The sequence below is a fragment of the Saccharibacillus sp. O23 genome (genome assembly GCF_002205895.1).
Lineage (GTDB): Bacteria > Bacillota > Bacilli > Paenibacillales > Paenibacillaceae > Saccharibacillus.
In genome coordinates, this window is the sequence record NZ_NJDE01000003.1 from 366159 (window position 1) to 392040 (window position 25882).

19 protein-coding genes are annotated in these 25882 nt (G+C 59.3%); 7 read left to right on the forward strand and 12 right to left on the reverse strand.

The annotated features are described in order from the left end of the window. Positions 1-560: 560 nt before the first annotated feature. Positions 561-3098, reverse strand: coding sequence for a GH36-type glycosyl hydrolase domain-containing protein (locus CDO73_RS05630; RefSeq protein ID WP_088487687.1), 2538 nt, complete (start codon positions 3096-3098; stop codon positions 561-563). Between the two features lie 898 nt (positions 3099-3996). Next, the gene (locus CDO73_RS05635) at positions 3997-5910 is read right to left on the reverse strand and encodes a protein adenylyltransferase SelO (protein WP_088487518.1); all 1914 of its coding nucleotides are present in this window, start codon (positions 5908-5910) and stop codon (positions 3997-3999) included. Positions 5911-6014: 104 nt separating this feature from the next. Here CDO73_RS05635 and CDO73_RS05640 point away from each other — a divergent pair, with 104 nt between their 5' ends. The 4 genes from CDO73_RS05640 to CDO73_RS05655 all read left to right on the forward strand — a co-directional run bounded on the left by CDO73_RS05640 (position 6015) and on the right by CDO73_RS05655 (position 9451). Continuing rightward, positions 6015-6728 carry a response regulator transcription factor gene (locus CDO73_RS05640; RefSeq protein ID WP_088487519.1) on the forward strand — a complete coding sequence of 238 codons (714 nt, stop codon included), beginning with the start codon at positions 6015-6017 and terminating at the stop codon, positions 6726-6728. Further along, entirely contained in the window at positions 6729-7703 is a 975-nt protein-coding gene (locus CDO73_RS05645; protein WP_088487520.1) for a sensor histidine kinase, read from the forward strand. It abuts the gene before it with no gap. Positions 7704-7839: 136 nt separating this feature from the next. Next, on the forward strand, positions 7840-8784 hold the full coding sequence (locus tag CDO73_RS05650) for an ATP-binding cassette domain-containing protein (RefSeq protein ID WP_088487521.1): 945 nt from the start codon (positions 7840-7842) through the stop codon (positions 8782-8784). Beyond that, the gene (locus CDO73_RS05655; RefSeq protein ID WP_088487522.1) at positions 8756-9451 is read left to right on the forward strand and encodes an ABC transporter permease; all 696 of its coding nucleotides are present in this window, start codon (positions 8756-8758) and stop codon (positions 9449-9451) included. Before CDO73_RS05650 ends, CDO73_RS05655 begins: the two co-directional genes overlap by 29 nt. 133 nt (positions 9452-9584) lie before the next feature. On the opposite strand, the gene CDO73_RS05660 is transcribed toward CDO73_RS05655, so the two are convergent. The 3 genes from CDO73_RS05660 to CDO73_RS05670 are packed head-to-tail and all read right to left on the reverse strand — an operon-like array spanning position 9585 to position 11290. Further along, positions 9585-10175 carry a TetR/AcrR family transcriptional regulator gene (locus CDO73_RS05660; RefSeq protein ID WP_088487523.1) on the reverse strand — a complete coding sequence of 197 codons (591 nt, stop codon included), beginning with the start codon at positions 10173-10175 and terminating at the stop codon, positions 9585-9587. A gap of 47 nt (positions 10176-10222) precedes the next feature. Next, on the reverse strand, positions 10223-10699 hold the full coding sequence (locus tag CDO73_RS05665) for a VOC family protein (protein WP_088487524.1): 477 nt from the start codon (positions 10697-10699) through the stop codon (positions 10223-10225). A gap of 24 nt (positions 10700-10723) precedes the next feature. Next, positions 10724-11290, reverse strand: coding sequence for a GNAT family N-acetyltransferase (locus tag CDO73_RS05670; protein WP_088487525.1), 567 nt, complete (start codon positions 11288-11290; stop codon positions 10724-10726). 132 nt (positions 11291-11422) lie between these two features. On the opposite strand from CDO73_RS05670, the gene CDO73_RS05675 reads away from it, so the two are divergent. Beyond that, the gene (locus CDO73_RS05675) at positions 11423-11887 is read left to right on the forward strand and encodes a hypothetical protein (protein ID WP_218821612.1); all 465 of its coding nucleotides are present in this window, start codon (positions 11423-11425) and stop codon (positions 11885-11887) included. Positions 11888-12102: 215 nt separating this feature from the next. Here the strand turns inward: CDO73_RS05675 and CDO73_RS05680 are convergent, their stop codons facing one another. After that, positions 12103-15012, reverse strand: a complete 2910-nt coding sequence (locus CDO73_RS05680; RefSeq protein WP_088487526.1) for a glycoside hydrolase family 3 protein — start codon at positions 15010-15012, stop codon at positions 12103-12105. 171 nt (positions 15013-15183) lie between these two features. Here CDO73_RS05680 and CDO73_RS05685 point away from each other — a divergent pair, with 171 nt between their 5' ends. Both CDO73_RS05685 and CDO73_RS05690 read left to right on the forward strand, forming a co-directional pair. After that, positions 15184-15603: a hypothetical protein gene (locus CDO73_RS05685; RefSeq protein WP_088487527.1), complete on the forward strand. Its 420-nt coding sequence runs from the start codon at positions 15184-15186 to the stop codon at positions 15601-15603. A 154-nt stretch (positions 15604-15757) separates the two neighbouring features. Further along, positions 15758-16369, forward strand: coding sequence for a GNAT family N-acetyltransferase (locus tag CDO73_RS05690; protein ID WP_088487689.1), 612 nt, complete (start codon positions 15758-15760; stop codon positions 16367-16369). 97 nt (positions 16370-16466) lie between these two features. On the opposite strand, the gene CDO73_RS05695 is transcribed toward CDO73_RS05690, so the two are convergent. The 6 genes from CDO73_RS05695 to CDO73_RS05720 all read right to left on the reverse strand — a co-directional run bounded on the left by CDO73_RS05695 (position 16467) and on the right by CDO73_RS05720 (position 25842). Next, complete coding sequence (locus CDO73_RS05695; protein WP_088487528.1) at positions 16467-17804, reverse strand: MFS transporter; 1338 nt, start codon at positions 17802-17804, stop codon at positions 16467-16469. A 125-nt stretch (positions 17805-17929) separates the two neighbouring features. Next, positions 17930-18505 carry a TetR/AcrR family transcriptional regulator gene (locus CDO73_RS05700; RefSeq protein WP_088487529.1) on the reverse strand — a complete coding sequence of 192 codons (576 nt, stop codon included), beginning with the start codon at positions 18503-18505 and terminating at the stop codon, positions 17930-17932. A gap of 179 nt (positions 18506-18684) precedes the next feature. After that, positions 18685-21084 (reverse strand): phosphoketolase family protein, encoded by a 2400-nt coding sequence (locus CDO73_RS05705; RefSeq protein ID WP_088487530.1) that lies wholly within the window; start codon positions 21082-21084, stop codon positions 18685-18687. Between the two features lie 254 nt (positions 21085-21338). Beyond that, a complete protein-coding gene (locus CDO73_RS05710) occupies positions 21339-23729 on the reverse strand; it encodes a phosphoketolase family protein (RefSeq protein ID WP_179218593.1) in 2391 nt (796 codons plus the stop codon). Positions 23730-23981: 252 nt separating this feature from the next. Continuing rightward, positions 23982-24704: a GntR family transcriptional regulator gene (locus CDO73_RS05715; RefSeq protein WP_088487531.1), complete on the reverse strand. Its 723-nt coding sequence runs from the start codon at positions 24702-24704 to the stop codon at positions 23982-23984. A gap of 100 nt (positions 24705-24804) precedes the next feature. Next, positions 24805-25842: a threonine aldolase family protein gene (locus tag CDO73_RS05720; RefSeq protein WP_088487532.1), complete on the reverse strand. Its 1038-nt coding sequence runs from the start codon at positions 25840-25842 to the stop codon at positions 24805-24807. Positions 25843-25882 lie beyond the last annotated feature (40 nt).

The following is a 25882-nucleotide window of genomic DNA, read 5'->3' on the forward strand; positions in this document are numbered from 1 at the left end:
TCCACGCTCGCTCCAACTCTAACCGGGTACGAGGCCGCGCCCGATCGCAGCCCTTCCCGCGTAACCAAAAAAATGTTGCACGCATCCGCCCTCTGCGACGGACTTCGCTGCTTTTCGGCAGGAGGTCCGTCGCAGGGATCATGGAATGCTGCAACATTTTTTGCGTTGATTCGATCGACTCGTTTGTCTCTATTGTCTAGGCCGTGTACGCAAATTTAACGACGTGCATCTTTAGCCGCCTTTTCGCCCTCCACCGATTCGCTCCTAAAGCGTGACCGATTCGGCAACGCGGCGTCAGTGCCCCGGCACGCCTTCGGAACCCTTCCTTGTTGAGAACGAAAATTCGCCTAAATCTGCTTCCTTCGAAGTTTGCGTACACGCTCTAGCTTCTCCACAGCTGCGTTCTCAATACGGCGAGTCGATCGAATTCAATCCAAAGTTTGCGTTTACCGGAAACACGCGCGGTTTTAAAAAGGTTTCCGGAGGACGTAGCCTCGCATGATTGTCGGTCAACGTACCAGACCCTGATATCGATCGTCGCCCCGCAAGCCAAGTTTAGCTTACAGCGGTAATCTGACCTCGACTTCGTACGTCTCGCCCGCACGGACGTCGCGGATCACGCCGCCGTCGATCCGCTCGCCGCCGACATACACTTCGGTCTCGCTCGCGCCTTCCGCGCGCCGGATCGCGATACGGAATTCCGCGCCCCGGAACGTGCGCGCGACGCTCGCTTCGCTCCAATCCGCCGGAAGCTGCGGCGATACGGCCAAGCCTTCCGGCGTGCCTTTGACGCCGAACAGCCCTTCGATCAGGCAGCGATAGACCCACGGCACCGTGCCCGTGTTGAACAGTTGGCTGGACCGTCCCGCCGTGCGCGGGAACTGACGGTAAGCTCCCCGATAATAGTTCGGGATAAACACCGGAAGCTGCCCGCGCTGAATAATATCCGCTTGGTCCGGTCCCGGCAGCATTTTGCGCAGCAGCCGGTACGCGTTGTCCGACTCGCCGACCGCGTACAGCGCGTAGATGTAGAACGCCGCCGCATGGTTGTACACCGCGCCGTTTTCCGCCGAACCCGGATGCTTCTGCGTCACCCGGCCCACGTCTTCGCGCATCGCCGTGTACGAAGGCGCCAATTTCTCCACGCCGTAAGGACTCTCGAGCTGCTCGGCCACCGCGCGGATCAGCTTGGTTTTCTTGTCTTCGTCCGCCGCGCCGCTGAGCAGCGACCAGCCCTGCGGGTTGATGAAGATGCGGCCTTCTTCGTCCGCGCTGATGCCGAACGGCACGCCGTCGTCCGTAATGCCGCGCGCGTACCAATCGCCGTCCCACAGATGGCGGTTGACCGCGCCGTTGATCTCTTCGGCCTGCAGGCGGTAATCCGCCGCTTCCGGCGTACGCCCGCCGTGCTCGCAGATGTCCGCCCACACGAGACACGAGTAAGCGGTCGCGATCGTCAGCCAGCCGGAGACGCCGCGGCCTTTGTAGCCGACCATGTTCATCGGATCGCACCAGTCGCCTTGATTGATGTAATTCAACCCGCGTTCGTCGCGATCGCCGATCAGCCATTTGACGGCCAGATCGATATGCTCGAATACCGTGCCCGACTTTTCCCCGCCCGCGTACGGAACGACTTCGTCCAGCAGTCCGTAATCGTTCGTCTCGTCGAGATAAGCGATCAGGCAGACCGGCAGCCAGACGCAGTGGTCGGTATGCGGCACCTGGTTGATGTATTTCAGTTCGGCCCCTTCGTACAGCACGACGCCGTCCGGCATGGAGCCGTCGGGACGCTGCTGCGCAAGCGCGGTCAAGAACGCATGGCGCGTGCTGCGCGGGTCGATATAGCTCATCCCCATATGATCCTGCAAATAATTGCGCGTCTGCGGGTCGGTCGACAGACGGTTCGTTACGCCGTGGTAATAGACTTGGCGCGGCAGCCAATGGTTGACGAAATTGTCCAGATCCCGGTCCGGCGTCTCGATCGACAGCACGCCCCGGCCTTCGGCGACATACGCCGCATAATCGCGGGCCGCCTGCGCGAACCCGTCTTCCGGCGCGGGCGCGGAAACCGAGCCGGTCGACGCAAGATCGAGGTTCGCCGTTTCCGAATCCGCAGACGCGTTTTGGCCGCCCCCTTGGTTCCCGTCAGCCGAGCCGATCGTGTCCGTCGATCCATCCGCGTTCGCCGCCTTTTCGCCGCCGGCTTCCGCTCCTTTTCCCCCGTTCGAACCGAAATAACGCGCGCGAATCTCCGCGATCTCCGCTTCGTCTTTCGCCGGGCCGAACACGAACCGATAAACCGCCTCCTCGCCCGCTTCCGGCGTGATCCGGTACTGCATGACCGCCGCCGGCATCTCGTAACGCGCGTCGCCGCAGGATAGCAGACCGTTTTCGAGCGCCGACGGACGCATGATGCCGCCTTCGCCTTCGAACGCTTCCTGACTCGTTTCCCACGCTTCCGGCCGCTTTTCCGCGAGCAGATACGTTTTGTCTTTGAGGCGTTTGATCGCCGGGTAATCCTGCACTTTCTGATACGGGGTAATCGACGAGCAGACGATCGCGCCCAGCGAATCTTCGTACTGCGCCGATTGGTTCATCCACGACATGTAGCCGACGCTGAAATACGGATACAGGCTGATTTTCCGTTTGCGGCTGCCCGTATTCTTGACCTTGATCGTCCACAGCTCGGCCGCGTGGTCTCTCGGCAGCGTCAGCGTCATCTCGATGCGCAGATCCCAATGTTCGAGCGTCCAGACGATATCGTGTTTGCCCGCGGCGAATACGAACTTGTTCGGTACCTGACGGGCGGGTTCGTACGGCGCCGAGAAGATGTAAACGCTCTCCTCATCTTTGATAAAAAGAAAGCGGCCCGGGTGATGCGCGTAATACGGCTGCTCCGGCTGCATGAACGTTTTGGCTTCCAGGTTCGGCGCGTGCGAATATTTGGCCGGCTCGGGCTGCATGAACTGCGAGACCGCGTAACCGCGGCAGTTCATATGGATCATCATCTGATTGTTCCACAAGAATCCGGATGCCTTCGGCAGCGCGGTCGGACTGGTCAGTTCGTAATACTGCTGGTCTTCGGTCGGTCTGATCATGATCGGGTAACCCCTTTTCGAGAAAGATTCGTCGCGGCGCGAAGATTTCGCAAACGTTTTCGAAAAATCGCGCGCCGCTCCGTCCATTGCCTCCATTATAGTGCAGTTGAAGCAGCGATAGAGCAAAACCCGATAAAAAAAGCGGCAAAAAAACAAAACACTTCTTTCTATTTGTCGGACGAAAAGGAACTTGGGCGAGACCGAGACGCACGAATACGGCCTGCCGCGATCGGAGAGTAAAGACTTCGATTCGAGGCAGGCCGATCGCTTTAGCGTGTTCTGCCGGGTCAAGCGTGCGAGTTCGGCGAACAATCGCGGCTCCCGTGCGGGGTTCCGCTATGTCCGCTCGGCTGCACGCGGGAGCCGATTCGCGGCTTTCTTATGCAGGTTCGTCACGCGTCGGATTCGCCGGATCGAGGCTTCGGGGTCTATCCGACAGGAGGTCCGACCGACGGACAGCGTCCTTCCCATAGTCTGTTCAGAAGATCGCTTTCGCCCGAATAGGATCGGCTGTCGGGTTCGGCTCTCGTCTCTAACTCCCGCCCCGGCTGCTTCCGCGCTTGATCGGAAATACTGCATATATCCATCATTTTTCCGCCATGCGCGTAAATCGGCTGAATATGTTGCAGAAATCCATCATTTTCAGCAATTCCGGCCTTAAAACCGAGCCTATGAGCCGAAATGATGGATTTTCGCAATATTTACGCGCCTATTCCGGATTCGCGAACGAAAATGACGGATTCTCGCAACATTTCCGCACGCAAATCCTAACGATTTGGCGATTCGGCTGCGCCGAACGCGCAATGCCTGCCGCTGCCGGCATGCTTCGAGCCGCGTCGGCGGCCGGACGTGATTCTCTATGCCGACCGCTTTAAACGCTCGCTCGCCGCCGCAGCTCTCACGTTCCGCAGAACGTGCGGTAGCTGCCGTCCGCTTCCGGCGGAAGCTGCGCGTATTCCGCCTGCTCCGCGGAATGGGCGTACGGCTGCGCCAGCGCCGCCAGCAGCCGGCGAAGCGGACCGTAATCGCCGCTCTGCGTCGCGGCGGCCAGCGCTTCTTCCACGCGATGATTGCGCGGAATCACGGCCGGATTGTGCGCGCGCATGCGCTCGCGCACCTCTTCCGACGAATCCGTCTGGCGCTCCAGACGTTCCCGCCACCGCTCGCGCCAGACGCGGTACTCGCCGCTGGCGAGCAGCGCGTCCGCGCCCGGGAAAGACGTCGGGCGGTAGGCGGATTCTCCCGCCTCTTCGGCCGCAAGCCTGCCACCTGCTTCCCCGGCCCATTCGGCCGAAGACCCGTCGCTCGCTTCGTCGGCCCGTCCCGCCGAAGATCCGCCGCCGTCCGCTTCGCTCCCTCCGGCGATGCCGGCGAAGTCCAGCTCGGCGTTCCCAGCCTCGCCTTCCGCCGCTTCCGCCTGCCGCTCCGAAGCCCGCGCGACTTCGTCCGCGCCCGGCACCCCGAACGTCAGCCCGACGAACGTGTTGGTGTAGTCGGCCCGGAACGCTTTCATCAGATCGAGCAGATCGGCGATCAACTGCTCGTCGGCCTCCTCGCGGTTCGAGAGGCCGAGCTTCGCCCGCATGCCGTCGAACCAGTTGTCCAGATACAGGCGTTCGAAGCCGCCGAGAATCTCTTCGGCGATCGCCATGCCGCGATCGGCGTCTTCGTCGAGCAGCGGAATCATCGCTTCGGCCAGACGCGACAGATTCCACAGCGTGATATAAGGCTGGTTGCCGTAAGCGTAACGCCCTCCGGTGTCGATCGAGCTGAACACGGTCGCCGGATCGTAAGCGTCCATGAAGGCGCACGGGCCGTAGTCGATCGTCTCGCCGCTGATCGTGACGTTGTCCGTATTCATGACGCCGTGAATGAATCCGACCAGCATCCACCGGGAGACGAGCGAAGCTTGGCTCTCCATGACGCTGCGTAGCAGCAGGGCATAAGCCTCGCCGCCCGCGGCTTGTTCTGCCGCTTGAGACGCTGCGCCCTCGGCTCCATCCGCGGCTCGAAGCTGTTCGGCGCCCGCTTCGCCTGCGCCCTTCGCCCGGTCGTCGCCGTCGATCCCGCCCGGATTCGGCTCGTCGGCATGGGCCGGCGGCATTTCGGCCAGCGTCTGCCGGGCGGCTTCGGCCGATACCTGGCGGATCTCCGGATAATGCCGGGCGATCGCGTAATCCGCCAGCTCGCGCAGCGCTTCCACGCCGCCCCAGCGCAGCGCGTATTGGAACGTGCCGACGCGCAGATGGCTGGCCGCGACGCGGGTCAGCACCGCGCCGGGCAGCGGCGTCTCGCGCCGAATGTCTTCGCCGGTGGCGACGACGGCGAGGCTTCGCGTCGTCGGGATGTTCAGCGCGTGCATCGCCTCGCTGACGATATACTCGCGCAGCATCGGGCCGAGCGCGGCCCGGCCGTCGCCTCCGCGGGAGAAAGGCGTCCGTCCGGAGCCTTTGAGCTGAATGTCCGAGCGGCGGCCCGACGGCGTGAGCTGTTCGCCGAGCAGCACGGCGCGTCCGTCGCCCAGCCGCGTGAAATTGCCGAACTGGTGCCCCGCGTAAGCTTGCGCCAGCGGCTGCGCGCCTTTCGGCAGCAGATTGCCGCCGAACACGGCGGCGGCTTCTTCGCCGTGCAGCCATTCGGGATTCAAGCCGAGTTCTTCGGCCAAAGCGTCGTTCAGCAGAACCGCCTGCGGATTCGCGACGGGAACCGGCTCGATCGAGCTGTAGAACGTTTGCGACAGTGCGGCGTAACTATGATCCAGATTCCACCCGGCGGATGCGTCGGAGGAACGGTTGACGGAATTGTCGGTCATGGGACAAGCCTCCTTGTTCAAATTGGGCCTCTCCCTTAGAGTAGAGGAGAAAGCCGCATATTTCCAGTTCGGGCCGATCTCGGCTCTGCTTAGGAGGAAGAAACGTGGAAGGAAATCTGTTGATTATCGAAGACGACGCCGGCATCAGCGGCATGGTCGCCGATTATATGAAGAAAGAAGGCTACCGCTCCACGGTCGTGCACGAAGGCGACCGCGCATTGGAACAGTTTCAAGCGGAACGCTACGATCTGGTGCTGCTCGACCTCATGCTGCCGGGACGCAGCGGGATGGACGTGCTGCAGGAGATCCGAAGCGTGAGCCGGGTGCCGATCCTGATCGTGTCGGCCAAAGACAACGAAGTCGAGAAAGCGCTCGGACTGCGTTTCGGAGCCGACGATTATATCGCCAAGCCTTTTTCCCTGATCGAATTGTCGGCCCGCATCCAAGCGTCGATCCGCCGGGCGACGCAGTATTCGACGCCGGATATGCAGGCCGCGCCGCAGCCGGCCGAACCGAAACGGTTGACCGCCGGCGACTTGATCGTGGATCCCGAGAATTTCAGCGTGCGCAAGCGCGGCGAAGAAATTCGTTTGACCGCCAAAGAATTCCAGATTCTCAAGCTGATGATCCAGCACCCTTCCCGCGTTTATACGAAAGCCATGCTGTACGAACAGGTCTGGAACGAGGAATATTACAACGACGATAACGCGATCAACGTCCATATGCGCAGGCTCCGCGAGAAGATCGAAGACGATCCGTCGAACCCGCGTTATATCGTGACGCTGTGGGGCATCGGGTACCGACTGGGGGAACTGTGAATGGAAGACTTGTGGTGGGTCTTGCTGCTGCCGATCCTCGTTCTGCTCGGCTTGTATATCGGAGAGAAGCTGCGCGTCCGCAAGCTGCGGAGGGACCTCTCTTACATAAACGGCAAACTGGCGGAACTCGCCGCTCCCGATCGCGTCATCGGCCGCGAACGGCTGCTGGTCGTGACCGGGGAATCGGAGCTGCGCGAACTGCTGATAGGCCTGAATCTGCTGCTGGAACGGGCCGCGCAGTCCGCTTCGGATTACGTGCGGACCGAACAAGCGATGCGCCGCATGCTCGCGAACGTCTCCCACGATCTCAAGACGCCGCTGACCGTCGTCATGGGTTATGCCGAAGTGCTGGATCGCAGCCCGCACTTTACCGACGAAGAACGCCGCGTCATGTTGAATCAGATCTACCGCAAGACGGTCGAAGTGCACGAGCGCATCAACGCCTTTTTCGATCTGTCGAAGCTCGAATCGGGCGATTACGATCTGTCCTTGTCGCCCGTCGATGCCGCCGAGCTGTGCCGCCAACGCATCTTGGGCTACTTTGATCTGCTCGCCGACCGGGGCTTCGAAGTCGATATCCGGCTGCCCGAGCAGCCGGTATGGATCTACGCGAACGCCGAAGCGCTGGACCGTATTCTGGACAATCTGCTCTCCAACGCGATTCGCTACGGCGCGGACGGCGGCTATCTCGGCCTGCATTTGAATCGCTCGGAGACCGTCGTGACGATCGACGTGATCGACCGCGGCCGCGGCATCCCTTCTTCCGAGCAGCTTCGGGTGTTCGAGCGCATGTACACGCTGGAAGACTCCCGCAACCGCGGTTTTCAAGGCAGCGGCTTGGGCCTTGCGATCGTCAAGCGCTTGACCGAGCGGCTCGGCGGCACCGTCTCGTTGACGAGCGAACCGGGCGCGCGGACCGCGTTCAGTCTGGCTTTCCCCGCTTCGACTTATTCGCCGCCCGCAAACGCGCGTTGAAGCGCGATACGTCCTTCCTCCGGACGCCGCCGAGTCTTTCGTAAGAAATAAGTAAGAAACGCGACAGGGAAAAGACAGCCCCGCCCGATAAGATGAATACATCAGGAAAAACAAACGAGAAGGAGCGAACGAAACCATGACGGATACGATACGGACTCTTATGCTCAGCAAAAACTATCGGGCGGCCGACGTCGTCGCGAACGTGAACATGACGGTCAAACGAGGCGAAATCTACGGATTTCTGGGACCGAACGGCGCCGGCAAGTCGACGGTCATGAAAATGCTGCTGGGACTGGTACGGCCGACCGGCGGCGAGATCGAATTGTTCGGCGAAAAGCTGATCCCCGGCTCCATCGACCATCTGAAGCGGATCGGCCATTTGATCGAAACGCCGGCTTTTTACGACAAGATGACCGCTCGCGAAAATCTGGAACTGCACGCCGAATACATGGGCTACCACAACAAAGAATCGATCGACGACGCGCTGCGCATGGTGCAGTTGGTCGGCGTCGACAAAAAGCCGGTCAAGCAGTTCTCCCTAGGCATGAAGCAGCGACTGGCGATCGCCCGCGCGATCTCGACCCGTCCGGAGCTGCTGCTGCTCGACGAACCGATCAACGGGCTGGACCCGGAAGGCATTCAGTTGATGCGCGGGCTGTTCCGACGGCTGCGCGACGAATGGGGCACCTCTATTCTGATCTCCAGCCACCTGCTGTCGGAGATCGAGCAGATCGCCGATACGATCGGCGTGATCGACGGAGGCCGGCTGGTTCGCGAGGTAGCGCTGGACGAAGTTCGGTCTTCGACCACCGATTATATCGAGATCTCGACCGCGAACGCGGCGCTGGCCGCTTACGTGCTGACCGAGAAGCTCGGCATCGAACGGTTCAAACAGGTCGGCGAACGCACGCTGCGCGTCTACGACTCGCATGTGCCGCAGGAGACGCTGTCCAAGACGCTGATCTTGAACGACGTGCCGATCGAGTCGATCAACCGCCGCCATCACACGCTGGAAGAATACTTTTTCGATATGGTCAAAGGAGGAGACAACCATGCTGCATCTCGTCAAGCTGGAGCTTAAAAAGGTAAGCCTGCGCGGCTACGTCTACGGAGCGCTGATCGCCTACGCGGCTATCGCGGCCTTCCTGCTGCTGCTGTACTTCTTCGAAGGCAGCGACTCTTCGGCTCCCGCTTTCACAAGTCAGTTCGAAATGCTGACGGTCGTCAACACGATGGTCTGCGCCACGTTCATCGTCTACTCGTCCGCGCTGCTGTCGGGACTCGTCATCGGCGAATTCAAAGACAAAACGATGTCGCTGCTGTTCGCCTATCCCGTGAGCCGCAAACAGCTGATCTTCGCCAAGCTGTCCGTCGTTTTCGCGTGGTGCTTCGTCAACATCGTGCTCGGCAATCTGCTGATCGGTACGGTGATGCTGACCGTGAACGGCTATGTCGGTCAAGTAGGCGGCGAGCTTGCGGCAGTCGAGCTGCTGCGCCATGTCGGATTCATTCTGCTTCAGGGCGTCGGCGCCGCGGGCATGAGCCTGCTGCCTCTTATCGTGGGACTTCCGCGCCGCTCGGTGCCGGCTACGATCGTGTCCTCGATCTTCATCGTCTCGATCGTCAATTCCAACAACAACGGCTTCTCGCTCAGCTCGATCGTCGCGATTCCTTTGATTCTGGCCGCGATCGGAATCTTCGGCGCTTACCTGAGTTTCCGCAATATCGACAAAGCGGACGTGGCTTGAAGCCCCTTGCCTCAAGACCTTTACGGCGAAACACGAAAAAGCCGGAGAACTCCCGATGCGGGAAGTCTCCGGTTTTTTGTCGATGCTGCCTTATTCGGCGCCGCGGTGCGCGGAAGGAAATATCGCGAATCCGTCATCTTCGACGAACTCCCCCCAGAAAGATCTCGACGCCTTGGCGGAACAAAGCGCTTAACGGTTCCGGCTCCATCGAGAAAATCAGCGGGCACAGCGAACCGATCCATGTCCCGAACAAGAACGTCGCGCTCGGCAGATCCGGAATATCGAACTCGCCTTCCGCGATGCCCTGCGTCAAAATGGCTCCGTAGATGCCCATCGGCGTCTCGGCAAGTCCGTGAAGCTGCCGGATCGTATCCGGGTCGGTGTTCGGATTGCCCGCCAATTCCTGCCCCACGTGCAGCAGCGGCGTCTTGTAATTGTTCATCGCGAATTGGGCCACGGCATGCAGCTTCTCTGTCGCGGTCGGATAATTCGGTTCGATCGCCGACCATTTCTCGCCCCAAGACCGCATCGTGTCTTTCGCGAGCGCGACGAACAGCTTTTCTTTGTTATCGAAATGGTAATAGATATGCCCTTTGCTGAATCCGGATTCCCGCGAGATATCCGATACGGAAGTCGCCGAGAAGCCTTTCTGGGCAAAAAGCTGCGCCGCTTTCTCCGCGATGATCCGCCGGGTTTCTTCGCTGTCGTAATGTCTTTTGCTCATAACGATCTCCTTTAGAACGATTGGACGAATGCCGCGAGCCTTTTGCGCTATCCGTTTCTCGCCGACGATGCTCTTCCGCATACCTTTTCCCAATCCGGCCAAGACATGATTGGCAGTTCGGGTCTCGGCTCGTCCGCCAACATCGCGAGCAGCTCCACGGAATGCCCGTCGGGATCGTCGAAGTAGAGGGAAACCGCCGGCATGAACGGGAAAACGCTCAACGGTTCGCCGCTTTCTCCGAAAAAGTTGGTCGTCTGCACGCCGCGCTCCCGCAGCGTCCGGCCTGCCGCTTCCAGATCTTCCAACGCGACGCGAAACGCGAAATGCTGGCGCTGCACGAGCGGAGACGGATAATTCTCCCGGATGCCGAACATCGCTTCGCCGGGCCGGCCGATCCAATAGAACTTCGACTTGCGGGCCGGGTCTTCGTGCAGCGGAATCAATCCGAGCACCCGCTCGTAAAATTCGGCCGAAGCCCGATAATCGCCGACATTGATATGAGTCTCGAACAAGCCTTGAATCATCGTATGCCCCTTTCGCCTATCGCTTTATTCGCCGTTTTCGGCCGCAAAGATTTTGTAGAAATACAGCGTCGCCTCGATTTCCGGATTAATGGCCTGCTTCAGCGTATCGACGCCGCCGAGCTTCATCCCCTGCTTCAGATAGAACCGGCAGGCGGCGAGATTGTCGTCCTGCGCTTCGAGCGACAAACCGATCAACTCCTGCTCTTTCGCCCAAGCTTCCGCCTGTTCCATCAACCGCCCCGCGACGCCGCGTCCCCGATGCGAGCCGCGTACGGCGATATTCTCGATATAGGCATAATGCGTCCAATCCCGCACGAGCCGAATCTGACCGATGCATTCCGCGCCGTAGAACGCCAGAAAGATCGCTTTGTCCGAACTGCCGATATAACTCTCCCAATCCAAACGATCTTCGGGAAACTGAATAAACCGCGTCTCGGCGAACAACTCTTCTTCATGGCTCCATTCGCCGCCTTGCAAGCTCGGCACGAGGCGGCCGAAGATCGGAAAGGTCTCGTTGGCGTCGTTGACGTAAGGAATATGCTCGATTCCGAAACGCTCGATCCGTATTCCGATAACTTCTTCGCTTTTCATCTGTTTCCTCCTTATAACCTGCATGCTGCAAAATAAAATCTTAAATTTGATATAAAAGAATCGTGTATCTTCCGTATCCTGTTGTAAGATGAAGAAAGTTAGCACACAAACCGCAGAGGTGGATGAACGATCATGAAAAAAATCGCAAAAACGCTGGCCGTTTCGGCCTTCGCGTTCGCAGCCGTCGTATCCGCAACGGCTCCCGTTTCGGCAAGTTCGGCTGTATCGTTCAACACCGGCGCTCTCCCGGCGTTCGACCTGTCGAGCATGGACGTCGAAACGGCCCTGATGATGGTTCAGCAGCAGCGCGCGCAGTTGTTGGATCAGCAGTTGGCCGATCAGGCCAATGCCGTGCAGGAAAGAAACGCGCAGCTCGCCATCTTGAGCTCGCAGTTGAAACAAGCCGAAGCAAACGGCGACGCGGCGACCGCCGCTCAGCGCCAGAGCGAAATCGATGCCCTCTCCAACTCGCAGCAGATCGATATGCTCCGTTTGCAATCCCTGAGCAACAAACGCAACGAAGCGTTCGACGTGATGACGAACTTCGTCAAGAAAATGCAAGATTCCAGATCGTCGATCATCGGGAACATGCGTTAAGATTTTTTGACAGTATAGCATAAGAACAGCCGCTCTCCGAATCGGGAGCGGCTGTTTTTCGTCGCGTCGGCGGGCTTCGCTCGAGAACCGCATGCGGACAAAAAAAAGGACTCTCTCCGAAAAGAGAATCCTCGTAACAGCAGCGCATCGGATCAGGATCGTTCAAACGCAAAACCGAGCTCCTGACGGACTACGACCGACGCTTTCCCGTCCGTTTACGCGAATCGCAGTCCGCTAACGGCGATCTTGCCGTTCAGCGTAATTACGATATCCTGCCGGCCTTGAACGCCGTTCACGTCGATCTTCGCGTCCGTCCACTGCTGCGCGCCGCCGGCTTCGACGGAAGCGGTGCCGACGAGCTGGCCTTCGGCGCTGCCCAGACGGACGTCGATCGTGCCGCCGGCCGCGCTGGCGGCTCGGATGACGACGGATTTCGCGCCGCTGCCGAACTCCGCGTCCCGGAACGCGATCCAGCCGGACTCGTCGACGACTTCGACCGCGTTGCCGCCTTCACGGCATTCGCCGAGGATCACGCCTTCGTAAGCATCGTAATTGATCGCTCGGGTCGGCTGCGTCAGATCGCGCGGCGGGATGGTCTCGCCGGATACTTCTAGCGCAGCGCTGAGCGGCAGTTCCTCCGAAGACGAACCGGCCGACAGCGTATACTTCGCGTTTTCGATCACGAAACGCTCCTGCGTCACGTCCCAGACGGCCAGTTCGGCCAGCGGTATGCTGAACGAGACTTCTTTCGTTTCGCCTGCGGCCAGCTTCACGCGGCGGAACGCCAAGAGCTGCTTGAGCGGGCGCTTCACGCGGGATTCTTCGACGCGGCCGTAGAGCTGCACCACTTCTTCGCCGCCTCGGTCGCCCGTGTTGGTTACGGTGACGATCAGGTCGATCTTCGCGCCTTCCGCAGCCGAGATGCTCGGAGCGTCCAGTGTCAAAGCGTCGTAACGGAACGTCGTATACGAGAGACCATAGCCGAACGGATACAGCGGCTCGCCGTCGAAATAGCGGTACGTGCGGTTGCCCTGAATAATATCGTAATCCATGAAAGCCGGAAGCTGCTCGACCGACTTGTACCAAGTCATGCTGAGGCGTCCCGCCGGGTTCTCTTCGCCGAACAGAACGTCCGCGATCGCGCGGCCGACTTCTTGTCCGGCGTGCGTGGAGTACAAGACGGCCGGCACGTTGTCGTTGACCCAGTTCAGGGCGTACGGGTAGCTGCCGATCACGACCACGATCGTGTTCGGGTTGACGGACAGCACTTCTTTGATGAGCTGCTCCTGCGACTGCGGCAGCGTGATATCCGGACGGTCGACGGTTTCTTTGCCGTTGATCAGCGGATGGTTGCCGACGAACACGACGGCGACTTCCGCGTCCTGCGCCGCTTGGCGTGCCGCTTCGTATTTGTCCGTCACTTTTTCGATTTCGAAAGCGTCCGCTTGCAGCGCTTCGGCCGCCGAATTGTCGAGTGCCGACGTGCCGCCCGCGTCGATCTCGTTGGACGTTTCTTCGCCGCGTCCGTCTCCGGACAGCAGCTCGCCGCTTTCACCTACCGTTACCGGCGTGTCTTTCCAGGTCGAGAACGTCAGGGAATCTTCGTTTCCGTTCTCGCGGCGCGCCAGGAAGACTTCTTTCGTGAACCATTCCCAGATGCGGTCCGCCGAAGCTTTGACGATCCGGTCGTCGGTCGTCACGTAGAGGCCGTTGTCTTCGGCGATCATCGTCGCGTTGTCCCAGCCCCAATCGGTCAGTTCGAACACGGACGCCTGCTCCGCCGAATCGGCCGATGCCGCCAGCGGCGATTCTTCGCCGGCTTGGACCGCCACGTATTTGCCGTTCTTGCGGGATTTGAGCTTGATGCGATCCGTGCCGCCGGCGACGACGGCTTGTCCGCCCGTGCCCGCGCCGTCCAGCTTCTCTTGGATGCCGGCGCGCGGCGTGATCGCGTACGGAAGTTCGCCGCTGTACCAGTCGCGGTAGACGATGTCGCCCAGCGGTCCGATCACGGCGACTTTGCTTAGCTTGTCCGCTTGAAGCGGCAGCGTTCGGTTATCGTTTTTGAGCAGCACGATCGATTTGCGCGCCGCGGTGCGGGCCAGCTCGGCGTGTTCTTTTTTCATAATGACCGATTCGTCGATCGCCGCGTACGGGTTGCCTTCTTCCGGATCGAATTCGCCCAGACGGAAACGCACGCGGAACGTATTGCGGAGCGCGACGTCGAGATCGGCTTCCGTAATCTGTCCGTCCTTGAGCGCTTCGCGCAGCGAAGACTTCATGAGTTCGCCGTCGTCGGTGAGGCTGTCGATGCCGCCTTCTTTGACGGAGCGGGCTACGGCTTCCGTATGCGACTCCAAATAGCCGTGATCGCGCACGGTGCCGGAGACGTCGAACGCGTCGCTGACGACGAAGCCGTCCATGCCCCACTCGCCTTTGACGATTCCGTTGACGTCCGGGTTCAGGTTCGCCGGCACGCCGTTGACCGCGTTGTACGAGGTCATCATCGACTGCGCGCCGCCTTCTTTGAACGGAATCTCGAACGCTTTGAGGTAATATTCGCGCATATTGCGCGGATCGATGCTGACCGAAGCGTCGCCGCGGCCGACTTCGTTATTGTTGGCGATAAAATGCTTCAGGGTCGCAACCGCTTTCAGATACTTCGGATGATCGCCTTGAATTCCGCGCACGAGCGCCGCCGACAGTTTGCCCGCCAGAATCGGGTCTTCGCCGTACGCTTCTTCCGTCCGTCCCCAACGCGGATCGCGCTCCATATCGACGGTCGGCGCCCACAGCGTCAGCCCGTTGATCGCCGGGTTGCGTTTATAGAAACCGCGCGCCTCGTCGCCGATCGCACTGCCGATTTCCTTGAGCAGTTCTTCGTCCCAGATGCTCGAGAGGCCGATCGGCTGCGGATACCCGGTCGCTTCGCCCAGCCAAGCCATGCCGTGCGCCGCTTCGGTGCCGTGTTTATAAGGTTTGACGCCGAGCCGCTCGACTTCGGCCTGGTATTGGATCATCAGATCGACCTTTTCTTCCAGCGTGAAACGGGAAACGAGATCGTTTACGCGCTCCTCCAGCGGAAGCGATGTATTTTGAAACGGATATTGAGTCTCGGTAGACATGGAGATCCTCCTTCGAATGCGCTTTCTTATCTCCATTTTAAAATACATCGAAGGAAGCAAACTACCCGGATAATTGGAGGCGTTTTCATGCGAGATTCGGGGAAACGGAGCCGTAACCTTCCGAGGCGGAATAACGTCGAAAAGGTATATCGAACGAAAGGAGAAACGCCGATGAATCTTAATTTGCCCAAGCGGAAAGTCGCCCGGTTATCGTCTGCCGTGCTGATCGTCCTGCTGCTCGCCGGGTGCTCTTCGAAGGATCAAGTCGCGACTTCCTCCTCTTGGGCTTTCCCCTTCGTCGTCTATCAAGGGACTGCGTACGGGCTGAACGGAGGCGGCGAAGCCGCGCCCGGCGATAAGCTCGGCGAAGTAACTTTCGTCTTCTCGGACGAACAGCTCGAACCGGACGTGGAAAAATTCTTGAATTCGGCCGAACCCGAAGATCGGGAGAGGCTGCGCAGCGGAATCTATGGGCAAAGCGTTCCGGTCGGCACGGCGATCTATGCGATCGACGGCATCAGTCCCGAAGAAGCGATTGCGGTCGAGACGGAAAAAGGCGTGTATCGGCGCGCGGAAAAAGCGGGGCCTTGATGCGGGTCTTTCGGCGGCCGAAAGATGACCGACATCCATCGAATCATGCATACAATAAGCGGCGAAGTTCATTCTATGCTCCTTGATGATTTTCTATAATAAAGTGCAAACGGATAACCAGAAAATCATCCATGAAAAGAAAGCAGGGAAGCATATGAACATAGAACCGCAAACCGCTTTGACCGGCTCGATCGTCTCGCTCGTTCCGCTTGAAGAAAGCCATCGGGAAGAGCTGTGCCGAGTCTTATACGATCCGCGAATCTGGGAATATACTTGGCTGAACTTCGCTTCGATCAAGGAGTTGGAGCAGGACTTCGATCAAGCTTTGGCCGATCGGGCCGATAAGAAACGGCTTCCGTACGCGATCGTTCACCTACAGACGGGCAAGGTGATCGGTACGACTTCGATCGGTGATATCGACGTCCCCAACCGAGGAATCGAGATCGGATGGACGTCGTTATCGCCGGACTATTGGCGTACCGGAGTCAACACGGAGTGCAAATATTTGCTGCTGGGATACGGCTTCGAACAGTTAGAAATGCTGCGTGTGCAGTTCTCGGTCAGCGGTTATAATCTTCGTTCGCAGCGGGCGGTCGAACGCCTCGGCGCGGTGAAAGAAGGCGTCTTCCGCAAACATCGCGCCGAGACCGGCGGGCCGATGCACGACAATATATTTTACAGCATTCTGGATACGGAATGGCCGGCGGCGAAAGAACGGCTGGAAGAGAAGATGAGCCGGGTGTACGAGCCTTCGGTGAGCGAATGAAAAGAGCCGTCTGCCCCGATCGCGAGGCAGACGGCTTTTCGGGGCGAGCAGCGGTCCGTTAACGGTCATAGGTTTCCGTTAGCGGGCCGGTTGTTGTTCAGCGCTTCGCGCCCGAGCGCATCTCGCTCACGCGCTCCAGCCGGCGCTCCGCCCGGCCTTCCGTCGCGTAGTATACGAGCGCCAGCAGCGGCAGCGCCGCGCCGATGATCATCGCCAGCCGCCAACCGCCGGCGGCGTAAGCCCAGCCGCCGATCGCCGAACCGGCGGCTCCGCCGAAGAAGAAGATCGCCATGAACAGCCCGTTCAGGCGGCTGCGCGCTTCGGCGCCGAGCGAGAAGATGGCTCGCTGGCTGAGCACCAGGTTCGCCGAGACGCCGAGATCGAGGAAGATCGCGGCGGCCGTCATTAGAGCGACGGCGAGAACCGAGCCGGCGTGCACGAACATCGGCAGCAGCGCCGATGCCGCCACCAGCGCCAGCGCAAGGCCCGTGGCGCCGTAGCTCCGTCCGCGGTCGGCCAAGCGGCCGGCGATCGGAGCGGCCGCTGCGCCGGCCACCCCGACGAGGGCGAAGACGGCGATGCCCGTCTGGGTGAAGTCGAAGGCCGGGCTGCCCAGCAGCAGCGGGGCCGTGGTCCAGAACAGGCTGAACGAAGCGAACAGCAGCGCGTGGTATACCGCGCGGCGGCGCAGGATCGGAGTCGAGACCAGCAGACGGCGCATCGAGCCGAGCAGCTGCGGATAAGTCATGCCGGACTCCGGATGCCGTTTAGGCAGAGCGCGCAGCAGCACGAGCGCCAAGAGGAGGATCAGCACGGCCGAGACGACGAAGATCGAACGCCAGCCGAGCCAACCGGCGAGCAGGCTGGCGATCGGGCGGGCCAGCATGATGCCGAGCAGCAGACCGCTCATGACGTTGCCGACGACCTGCCCCCGCGATTCGTCCGAAGCCAGATGCGAAGCGTAAGGAACAAGAATCTGCGCGGCGACCGAACCGAGTCCGATCAGCAGCGCGGCCAGCAGGAACAGCGGCGCGCTGCCCGCCACGGCGGACAATGCCAGCGCCAATACCGTAAACAGCAGCAGCACGCCGACCAGCTTGCGGTTTTCCAAAATGTCGCCGAGCGGCACGAGCAGCAGCAGGCCGGCGGCGTAGCCGATCTGCGTCAGCGTGACGATCAGGCCGGCCGAACCGGCGGATAATCCGATCGCTTGGCGGATCGGTTCGACCAGAGGCTGCGCATAATACAGATTGGCGACGATGATGCCGCAGGCCGCCGCGAGGAAGAGCAGCAGCCCGCCGGGAATTTCGCCCTGCGGCTGCGCGTTCGAAGCGCCGTTCGCCGTCGCTCCCCTGCTTGCGCCGCCTGCGCGTTCCGGTGAGATTCCGCCTCCGTGGATTCTTGCTTGCGTTTTGCCGTTTACGTTGCTTTTCATCTTCGTTCACTCTCCTTGAACATTGATTTTTCCGATTTCGCTCTATTTCGTTCAATAAACCCGCCCGTTTCGGAACGATCGTTCCGAAATGTCCAAAAAAATGCGGCTCCGGCATCCTGTCCTTTTTACAGCATGCCGATCACCGTACGAATCATCGATTCCGCTCGCTCGCGCCCGTTGTTCAGTTTCGCCGCGACGTTGATGCCGTGATTGATCGTCAGCAGCATATATGCCAGATCGTCGATATTCCGATCCGCCGCGATTTCGCCCGATTCTTGTCCGCGCTTGAGCAGCTCGCGAAACGCTATGCCGAGTTCTTCGAAATGGGTTCGCATCAATACGTTGATCTCGTCTTCCGGCGAATCGACGTTTACGATCGTATTCGTGACCAGACAGCCCATCGGGGTATCTTCGCGGAACGATCCGTCGATATGGCGTTCGAAATACTGCCGGATGCCTTCTCTGGCCGACTCCGCTTCCAGCAGGAAGCGCCGCTTCTCTTGGCTGTTGCGCCGGTACAGCTGCGCCGCTTCGAGATAGAGCGCGTGCTTGTCGGTAAACGTCTCGTACATGCTCGACCGGCTGATGCCCATCGCTTCCAGCAGATCCGCCATGCTTGTGCCGTCGTAGCCTTTTTCCCAGAAGACCAGCATCGCTTTGTGCAGCACTTGTGCGCGATCGAACTCTTTGGTCCGTGCCATGTCCGGTTTCTCCTTTCTTCGTTCGTCGTTGAAGCAAGTATACTCTTTTCGGAACGATTATTCCAGTATTTTCGCAAAAAAGTTTTCATGCTCGACTCTCGTTTTTACCTGAGCAAACCGAAAAAAGACCGCCTTTTTACAGACGATCTTGATTTCGGCGATTTTGCCCGATCCGTTTCCTACTTCAACCCTTCCCAGCGCCATTCGGTCACTTCCGGCAGGTCGCGGCCTTCTTCCCGGATATAGCGCGTATGCTTGTCCAGCATCTCGTCCATTTCGCGCGCGATGTCGGCGTGGCGTTCCGCATGCGGCAGGCTCATGACCGCTTCTTTCGCGATGCTGAACCGGTCCATCTGATTCAGCACGCGCATGTCGAACGGAGTGGTGATATCGCCGTTCTCCCGGTAGCCGTGCACGTGCAGATCGCGGTTGGCGCGGTCGAAGAACAGATCTTTGAGCAGACCTTCGTAGCCGTGGAACGCGAAGACGATCGGCTTATTGACGGTGAAAAAGGCATCGAACTCTTCGTCCGTCAGCCCGCGCGGATCACGTTTGGCATGACGCAGACGCAGCAGATCGACCACGTTGACGCAGCGGATCTTCAATTCCGGCAGCCGTTTATGGAGAATCTGGATCGCCGCCAGCGCTTCTACCGTCGGTTCCGTACCCGAAGCCGCGATCACGATATCCGGTTCCTCTCCGCTTTTCGCCGTGCTGGCCCAATCGACGATCTTAAGCCCTTTTTCCACCAGCTCCTCTGCTTCCTCCATGCCGAACCACTGCGGACGCGGATGCTTGGACGAGATGACGACGTTGATCCGCTGGCGGTCGTTCATGATCTTCCCGAACACGGCCAGCAGCGTATTGGCGTCGGCGGGCAGATACTCGCGGATAAACTCGGCTTTCTTGTCCGCCAGATGGGTCAGAATGCCGGGGTCTTGATGCGTGTAGCCGTTATGATCCTGCTGGAACACGGTCGACGAGCTGATCAGGTTCAGCGACGGAATATCCGCGCGCCACGGCTGGTCGGACGCTTTGCGCATCCATTTGAAATGCTGGGTGATCATCGAATCGACCACGCGCAGGAACGCTTCGTAGCTGGCGAAGAAACCGTGGCGGCCGCTCAGCACGTACCCTTCCAGCATGCCTTCCGCCTGATGCTCGGACAGCTGCGAGTCGATGACCCGGCCTGCATGCGCCATGTATTCGTCGTTGACCTCGTCGATCTTCGCCACCCACTGCCGCTTCGTGACCTCGAACACCGGCGACAATCGATTGGACATCGTCTCGTCGGGACCGAAGATGCGGAAATTGCGGCTTTCTTCGTTCAGCTTCATCACGTCGCGGACGTATTCGCCGAGCACGTGCATGTCCTGATCGTCCCGCGCGCCGGGCTTGTCGATCTTGACCGCGTAATCCGACGAATTCGGCAGTTTGAGGTCGCGGACCAGCTTGCCTCCGTTCGTCACGGGGTTCATCGCCATCCGGCGCTGTGCTTGAGGCAGAATCTCCGCGATTTCTTTTCGCAGCGCGCCTTGTTCGTCAAAAAGCTCCTGAGGCCGATAGCTGTTCATCCATTCGGTCAGCGCGGGCGTGTACTGCATATGCTCGCGGTCCGCCGGAATCGGCACTTGGTGGGCGCGGAACGAACCTTCGATCGTTTGGCCGTCCCATTCCTGCGGTCCCGTCCAGCCTTTGGGCGTACGCAGCAAAACGACCGGCCAGATCGGGCGCGACGGATCTTGTTCTTCGCGGGCATACTGCTGAATATTCCGAATCCGCTCGACCGCCGTATCCAGCACGCCCGCCATCTTCGGATGCATGAGCGCCGGGTCGTCGCCTTCGACGAACAGCGGCTCCCAACCCAGTCCGCGGAAGTACTGCTCCAGCTCCTCGTCGGTCTGTCTGCCGAAGACCGTCGGGTTGCTGATCTTGAATCCGTTGATATGCACGATCGGCAGTACCGCTCCGTCGTGGATCGGATTGATAAAACGGTTGGAGAACCACGAAGCCGCCAGCGGCCCGGTCTCCGCTTCGCCGTCCCCGATCACGACCGCGGCGATCAAGTCCGGGTTGTCGAGAATCGTTCCGACGCCGTGCGACAACGAGTAGCCGAGTTCCCCGCCTTCGTGGATCGACCCGGGCGTCTCCGGCGCGGCGTGCGAAGCGACCCCTCCCGGAAACGAAAACTGTTTGAACAGCTTACGCATCCCGGCTTCGTCCTGCGTGATCTCCGGATAGATCTCGGTATAGCTGCCGTCCAGATACGCATTGGAGACCATCACCTGTCCGCCGTGACCGGGGCCTTCGATGTAGAACATGTTCAGATCGTATTTGCCGATGACGCGGTTCAGGTGCGCGTAAATGAAGTTCTGCCCCGGCACGGTTCCCCAATGGCCGATCGGATGGTATTTCACGTCTTCTTCCTCCAGCGGCCTTCTCAGCAGCGGATTGTTCTTAAGATAGATCTGTCCGACCGACAAATAGTTGGCGGCGCGCCAATACGCGTCCAGCTTGTTCAGGTAAGCGGGCGACGAATAATCATGCGTTTGTTCGGATCTTGCGGTTTGCGGTTTCACGGTTCTCTCACTCTCCTCTTTGACGAATAGGATCGATCAAGGTGACGGATCGTCGAATCGTCTTCTTTGTCTGGGGATTTGCCTTACAGGGGGTTTTTACCCAACCGTCCCGCCACTTAGCGAGTTCTCGATCGGGCACTTCGAGCCGACAGCCGCGCCGTACGACACGCAAAAAAGCCCGGAACCGGCGTATACCGATTCCGAGCTTGGTCTTTTATTCTCTGATGCGACGCGAAAACGCGATGCTTATCTCCTTATTTCTTCAATCCCGTCCATTTCCAGCTTTCCACTTCCGGCAGGTCGATGCCTTCTTCGCGGATAAAGCGGTGGTGCTTCGCGATCACGGCGTCCATCTCGGCGGCGAATGCCGCATGTTCGCCGGCGTTCGGCAGGCTCAGGGCCGCCGATTTCGCCAGATCGAAACGGTCCATCCGGTTCAGCACGCGCATATCGAACGGAGTGGTGATATCGCCGTTCTCGCGGTAGCCGTGCACGCGCAGATTATGGTTATGGCGATCGAAGAACAAGTCTTTGATCAATCCTTCGTAGCCGTGGAACGCGAAGACCACCGGTTTGTCTCGGGTGAAGAACGCGTCGAACTCGTCGTCGGACAGACCGCGCGGATCGAGCTTTTGGCTGCGCAGTTTCAGCAGATCCACGACGTTGATATAGCGGATTTTCAGTTCCGGCATGCGTTCGTTCAAGATCGAGATGGCGGCCAGCGCTTCCATCGTCGGTTCCGTACCGGACGAAGCGACGACCAGATCCGGTTCTTCGCCCGCTTGAGCCGTGCTCGCCCAATCGATGATCTTCAGGCCTTTATCGACCAGCTCGTACGCTTCGTCGGCGCTGAACCACTGCGGACGCGGGTGTTTGGACGAGACGATCAGGTTGATCTTCTGACGGTCGTTCAAGACGGTATCGAATACCGCCAGCAGCGTATTCGCGTCGGCCGGCAGATATTCGCGGATGAATTCCGGTTTCTTGTCGGCCAAGTGCCCGAGCAGCCCCGGATCTTGGTGCGTGTAGCCGTTATGGTCCTGTTGGAACACGGTCGAAGTCGCCACCACGTTCAAGGAAGGAATATCGGCTCTCCAGCCTTGATCCGTCGCTTTGCGCAGCCATTTGAAATGCTGGGTCAGCATGGAATCGACCACGCGCAGGAATGCTTCGTAGCTGGCGAAGAAGCCGTGGCGACCGGTCAGGACGTAGCCTTCCAGCATGCCTTCCGCTTGGTGCTCGGACAGCTGCGAGTCGATGACCCGGCCGTACGAAGCCAAGAATTCGTCCTGCGGCTCATGAATCGCGTCCAGCCATTGACGTTTGGTCACTTCGAATACCGGCGCCAAGCGGTTGGACATCGTTTCGTCCGGTCCGAACACGCGGAAGTTGCGATTATTTTCGTTCAGCAGCACGACGTCGCGGACGTATTTGCCGAGGACCGACATATCCTGCGCGATCACTTCGCCCGGCTTGGAATTGTCCAGCGCATATTTGCGGAAGTCCGGCAGCTTCAGGTCTTTGATCAGGTGTCCGGCGTTGGTCACCGGATTCATGCCCATGCGGCGGTCGCCTTTCGGCAGGATCTCGGCCAGTTCGGCCTTCAGGCTGCCGTCTTCTTCGAAGCATTCTTCCGGACGGTAGCTGTTCAGCCAGTTCAGAAGCGCCGGAGCATGCTGCATATGGTGTCGGTCGACCGGAATCGGCACTTGGTGAGCGCGGAACGAGCCTTCGTTCGGCACGCCGTCCCACTGAGCCGGACCTGTCCAACCTTTCGGCGTACGGAAGATCAGCATCGGCCACATCGGACGGTACGCTTCGTTATTTTCGCGGGCGCTGCGTTGGATCGACGAGATGCGTTCGATGATCGCGTCGAGTTTCTCGGCCATCAGCGGGTGCATCTTCTCCGGATCTTCGCCTTCGACGAAGAACGGTTCCCAGCCCATGCCGCGGAAATACGAAGTCAGTTCTTCGTTGCTCTGACGGGACAAGATCGTCGGATTGCTGATCTTGAAGCCGTTCAGGTGGAGGATCGGCAGGACCGCTCCGTCCGTGATCGGGTTCAGGAAACGGTTCGCGAACCACGAAGCGGCCAGCGGGCCGGTCTCGGCTTCGCCGTCGCCGACGACGACCGCGGCGATCAGGTTCGGATGGTCGAGCACGGCGCCCGCGCCATGGGAAAGGGAGTAGCCCAGTTCGCCGCCTTCATGGATCGATCCCGGCGTTTCCGGCGCGGCATGGGAAGCGACGCCGCCCGGGAAGGAGAACTGTTTGAACAGCTTTTTCATGCCGTCTTCGTCTTGCGTGATCTGCGGATAAATCTCGGTATAGCTGCCGTCTAAGTAAGAGTTCGAGACCATGACTTGGCCGCCGTGTCCCGGGCCTTCGACATAGAACATGTCCAGATCGTATTTCACGATGACGCGGTTCAGGTGGGCATAGATAAAGTTCTGACCCGGAATCGTGCCCCAGTGGCCGATCGGTTTGATCTTGACGTCATCGGCTTGCAGCGGTCTTTTGAGCAGCGGATTGTCTTTCAGGTACAACTGCCCTACCGAGATATAATTGGTCGCGCGCCAATAGGCATCGAGTTTGTTCAGATACGTTTTCGACGAATAATCCACTTCCAGCGTAGGTACTCCCATTCTCTCCACTTCCATTCTTTGTTTTTGAGCGGCTTGCGCTTCGACTACGTTCCTTTTTTCACAATTGATATTACTCTTTTGTCGAATTAATTCAACCTATTTTAGAATTGAACCGGTCCAATTTTATAAAAAGATGAACAAGCCTTGAACGGATTAAGTTTTAAATAAACGGGAACGCAAAAAAACAGGCCGGATAAGACCCTTTCAACTTGCGTTGACAAGGTACTGGACCGACCTGCTTGATCGTGGAGCTTATTGAACGGACACGAACGTGTTGAATTTGAGGTATTTGTAATGCAGCCGCATATGCGAAAATTCGAACGGCGTTCCGTTATCGAGGAAGAAAATGCCCTCCATGATCCCGACCGGCTCGTGTTCCGCGAGACGCAGAAGTTCCCGGTCTTCCGGGTTCGACGGTTCGGCGAAGATCGACAAGAACGACTTGGTCACGGCCATATTGTGCGCGTCCTGAAGATAGTTGAAGATCGATCCTTCGATAATGCTCTCGTTCAAGTTCTGCACGATCTTGATCGGAATATAGCCCGTCTCGATCATGAACGGCTCTTCGTCGAACAGCCGCAGACGCACGATTTTGTAGACGAAGTCGTGCCGCTCCAAAAACAAATCGCGCTGGAGTTCTTCCGTCGGCGGGACCACTTCGAAACTGAGCACTTTGATCCCCGGCTTTTTGCCGTGCATATGGAAGTTGTCGGTGACGCCGAGATTGGAGCCCGCGTAGTTGAAGACCGATTCGTTTTTGAGATACAGCGGGTTGATGAAGGTACCGGAACCGCGCTTCTTGAAAATGATGCCTTCGCTCTCCATCTTCGTCAGCGCGCGCTTCACCGAGCTGCGGCTGACCTCGTACGACTCGCTGAGACTGCGTTCGTCCGGAAGCCGCATATCCGCGTAACGACCGTCCAGAATCTTGCGTTTCAGGTCGTCCACGATCTGCTTGTAGACTAGTTCTGTCATGCCGTTCTCCTTCGATCACAAAAGGTATGGGATGTCAGCTCTACTATACCACAGCCCTTTATTTTACGCGGTAAATCATGTTCGCTTCCCTCGGTCTGCCTTACTTGGCGGCGGCGAGATCCGCGATCAACCCGTCGATCTCCGCCTCCGTCGTTCCCCAGCTCGTGCAGAAACGGACCGCCGTGCGTTCTTCGTCGATCTTGGCCCAAGTCGAAAACGTATGCTTCTCGCTTATGCGCTTGAGCAGATCGTTCGGCAGAATCGGGAACTGCTGGTTGGTCGGCGATTCGTGCAGGAAGCCGAAGCCCATGCCCGACAGCGCGTCGCGCAGCTTGATCGCAAGCGATACCGCGCTCCGCGACACTTCCATATACAGTCCGTCTTCGAACAGCGTCTCGAATTGGATGCCGAGCAGACGCCCTTTGGCCAGCATGCCGCCGCGCTGCTTGATCAGATAACGGAAATCGCGTTTGAGCGCTTCGTTCAAGATCACGACCGCTTCGCCCATCAGCGCGCCGACTTTCGTTCCGCCGATGTAGAACACGTCGGTCAAACGGGCGAGATCCGCCAGCGTCACGTCGCTGCCTTCGGCCGCCAGCGCATACCCGAGCCGCGCGCCGTCGACGAACAGCGGCAGCGACAACTCTCGGCAGACCGCGCTCAGCGCTTCCAGTTCGGCGAGGCTGTAGACCGTGCCGTTCTCGGTCGACTGCGAGATATAGACCATGCCCGGCTGCGCGATATGTTCGTGCGTCGCGTCGTTCCAATGGTCGTCGTACGCGCGGCGCACCTGCTCCGCCGTGATCTTGCCGTCGCCGCTCGGCAGCGTCAGCACTTTATGGCCGGTCGCTTCGATCGCGCCGGTCTCGTGGCCGGCGATATGTCCCGTCTCCGCGGACAGTACGCCTTGATGCGGGCGCAGCAGCGCCGCGATCACGGTCGTATTGGTCTGCGTGCCGCCGACCAGAAAATGCACGGCCGCTTCCGGCGCTTCGCAAGCGCTGCGGATCAGATCGCGGGCGCGTTCGCAGTATTCGTCCGTGCCGTAGCCGGACGTCTGTTCCATATTGGTCTCCATCAGGCGCTGCATGATGCGCGGGTGCGCGCCTTGGGTGTAATCACATTCGAATCGGGTCATAGGGTCATCTCTCCGTTTTCTTCTCTGGTAGGATAAAAAG

Coding starts and splice junctions, on each gene's coding strand:
- CDO73_RS05645 (WP_088487520.1), top strand. CDS start 6,729: ATGGAAGACTTGTGGTGGGTCTTGCTGCTGCCGATCCTCGTTCTGCTC.
- CDO73_RS05670 (WP_088487525.1), bottom strand. CDS start 11,290: ATGAAAAGCGAAGAAGTTATCGGAATACGGATCGAGCGTTTCGGAATC.
- CDO73_RS05675 (WP_218821612.1), top strand. CDS start 11,423: ATGAAAAAAATCGCAAAAACGCTGGCCGTTTCGGCCTTCGCGTTCGCA.
- CDO73_RS05720 (WP_088487532.1), bottom strand. CDS start 25,842: ATGACCCGATTCGAATGTGATTACACCCAAGGCGCGCACCCGCGCATC.
- CDO73_RS05635 (WP_088487518.1), bottom strand. CDS start 5,910: ATGACCGACAATTCCGTCAACCGTTCCTCCGACGCATCCGCCGGGTGG.
- CDO73_RS05660 (WP_088487523.1), bottom strand. CDS start 10,175: ATGAGCAAAAGACATTACGACAGCGAAGAAACCCGGCGGATCATCGCG.
- CDO73_RS05680 (WP_088487526.1), bottom strand. CDS start 15,012: ATGTCTACCGAGACTCAATATCCGTTTCAAAATACATCGCTTCCGCTG.
- CDO73_RS05655 (WP_088487522.1), top strand. CDS start 8,756: ATGCTGCATCTCGTCAAGCTGGAGCTTAAAAAGGTAAGCCTGCGCGGC.
- CDO73_RS05650 (WP_088487521.1), top strand. CDS start 7,840: ATGACGGATACGATACGGACTCTTATGCTCAGCAAAAACTATCGGGCG.
- CDO73_RS05715 (WP_088487531.1), bottom strand. CDS start 24,704: ATGACAGAACTAGTCTACAAGCAGATCGTGGACGACCTGAAACGCAAG.
- CDO73_RS05630 (WP_088487687.1), bottom strand. CDS start 3,098: ATGATCAGACCGACCGAAGACCAGCAGTATTACGAACTGACCAGTCCG.
- CDO73_RS05685 (WP_088487527.1), top strand. CDS start 15,184: ATGAATCTTAATTTGCCCAAGCGGAAAGTCGCCCGGTTATCGTCTGCC.
- CDO73_RS05690 (WP_088487689.1), top strand. CDS start 15,758: ATGAACATAGAACCGCAAACCGCTTTGACCGGCTCGATCGTCTCGCTC.
- CDO73_RS05665 (WP_088487524.1), bottom strand. CDS start 10,699: ATGATTCAAGGCTTGTTCGAGACTCATATCAATGTCGGCGATTATCGG.
- CDO73_RS05700 (WP_088487529.1), bottom strand. CDS start 18,505: ATGGCACGGACCAAAGAGTTCGATCGCGCACAAGTGCTGCACAAAGCG.
- CDO73_RS05710 (WP_179218593.1), bottom strand. CDS start 23,729: ATGGGAGTACCTACGCTGGAAGTGGATTATTCGTCGAAAACGTATCTG.
- CDO73_RS05695 (WP_088487528.1), bottom strand. CDS start 17,804: ATGAAAAGCAACGTAAACGGCAAAACGCAAGCAAGAATCCACGGAGGC.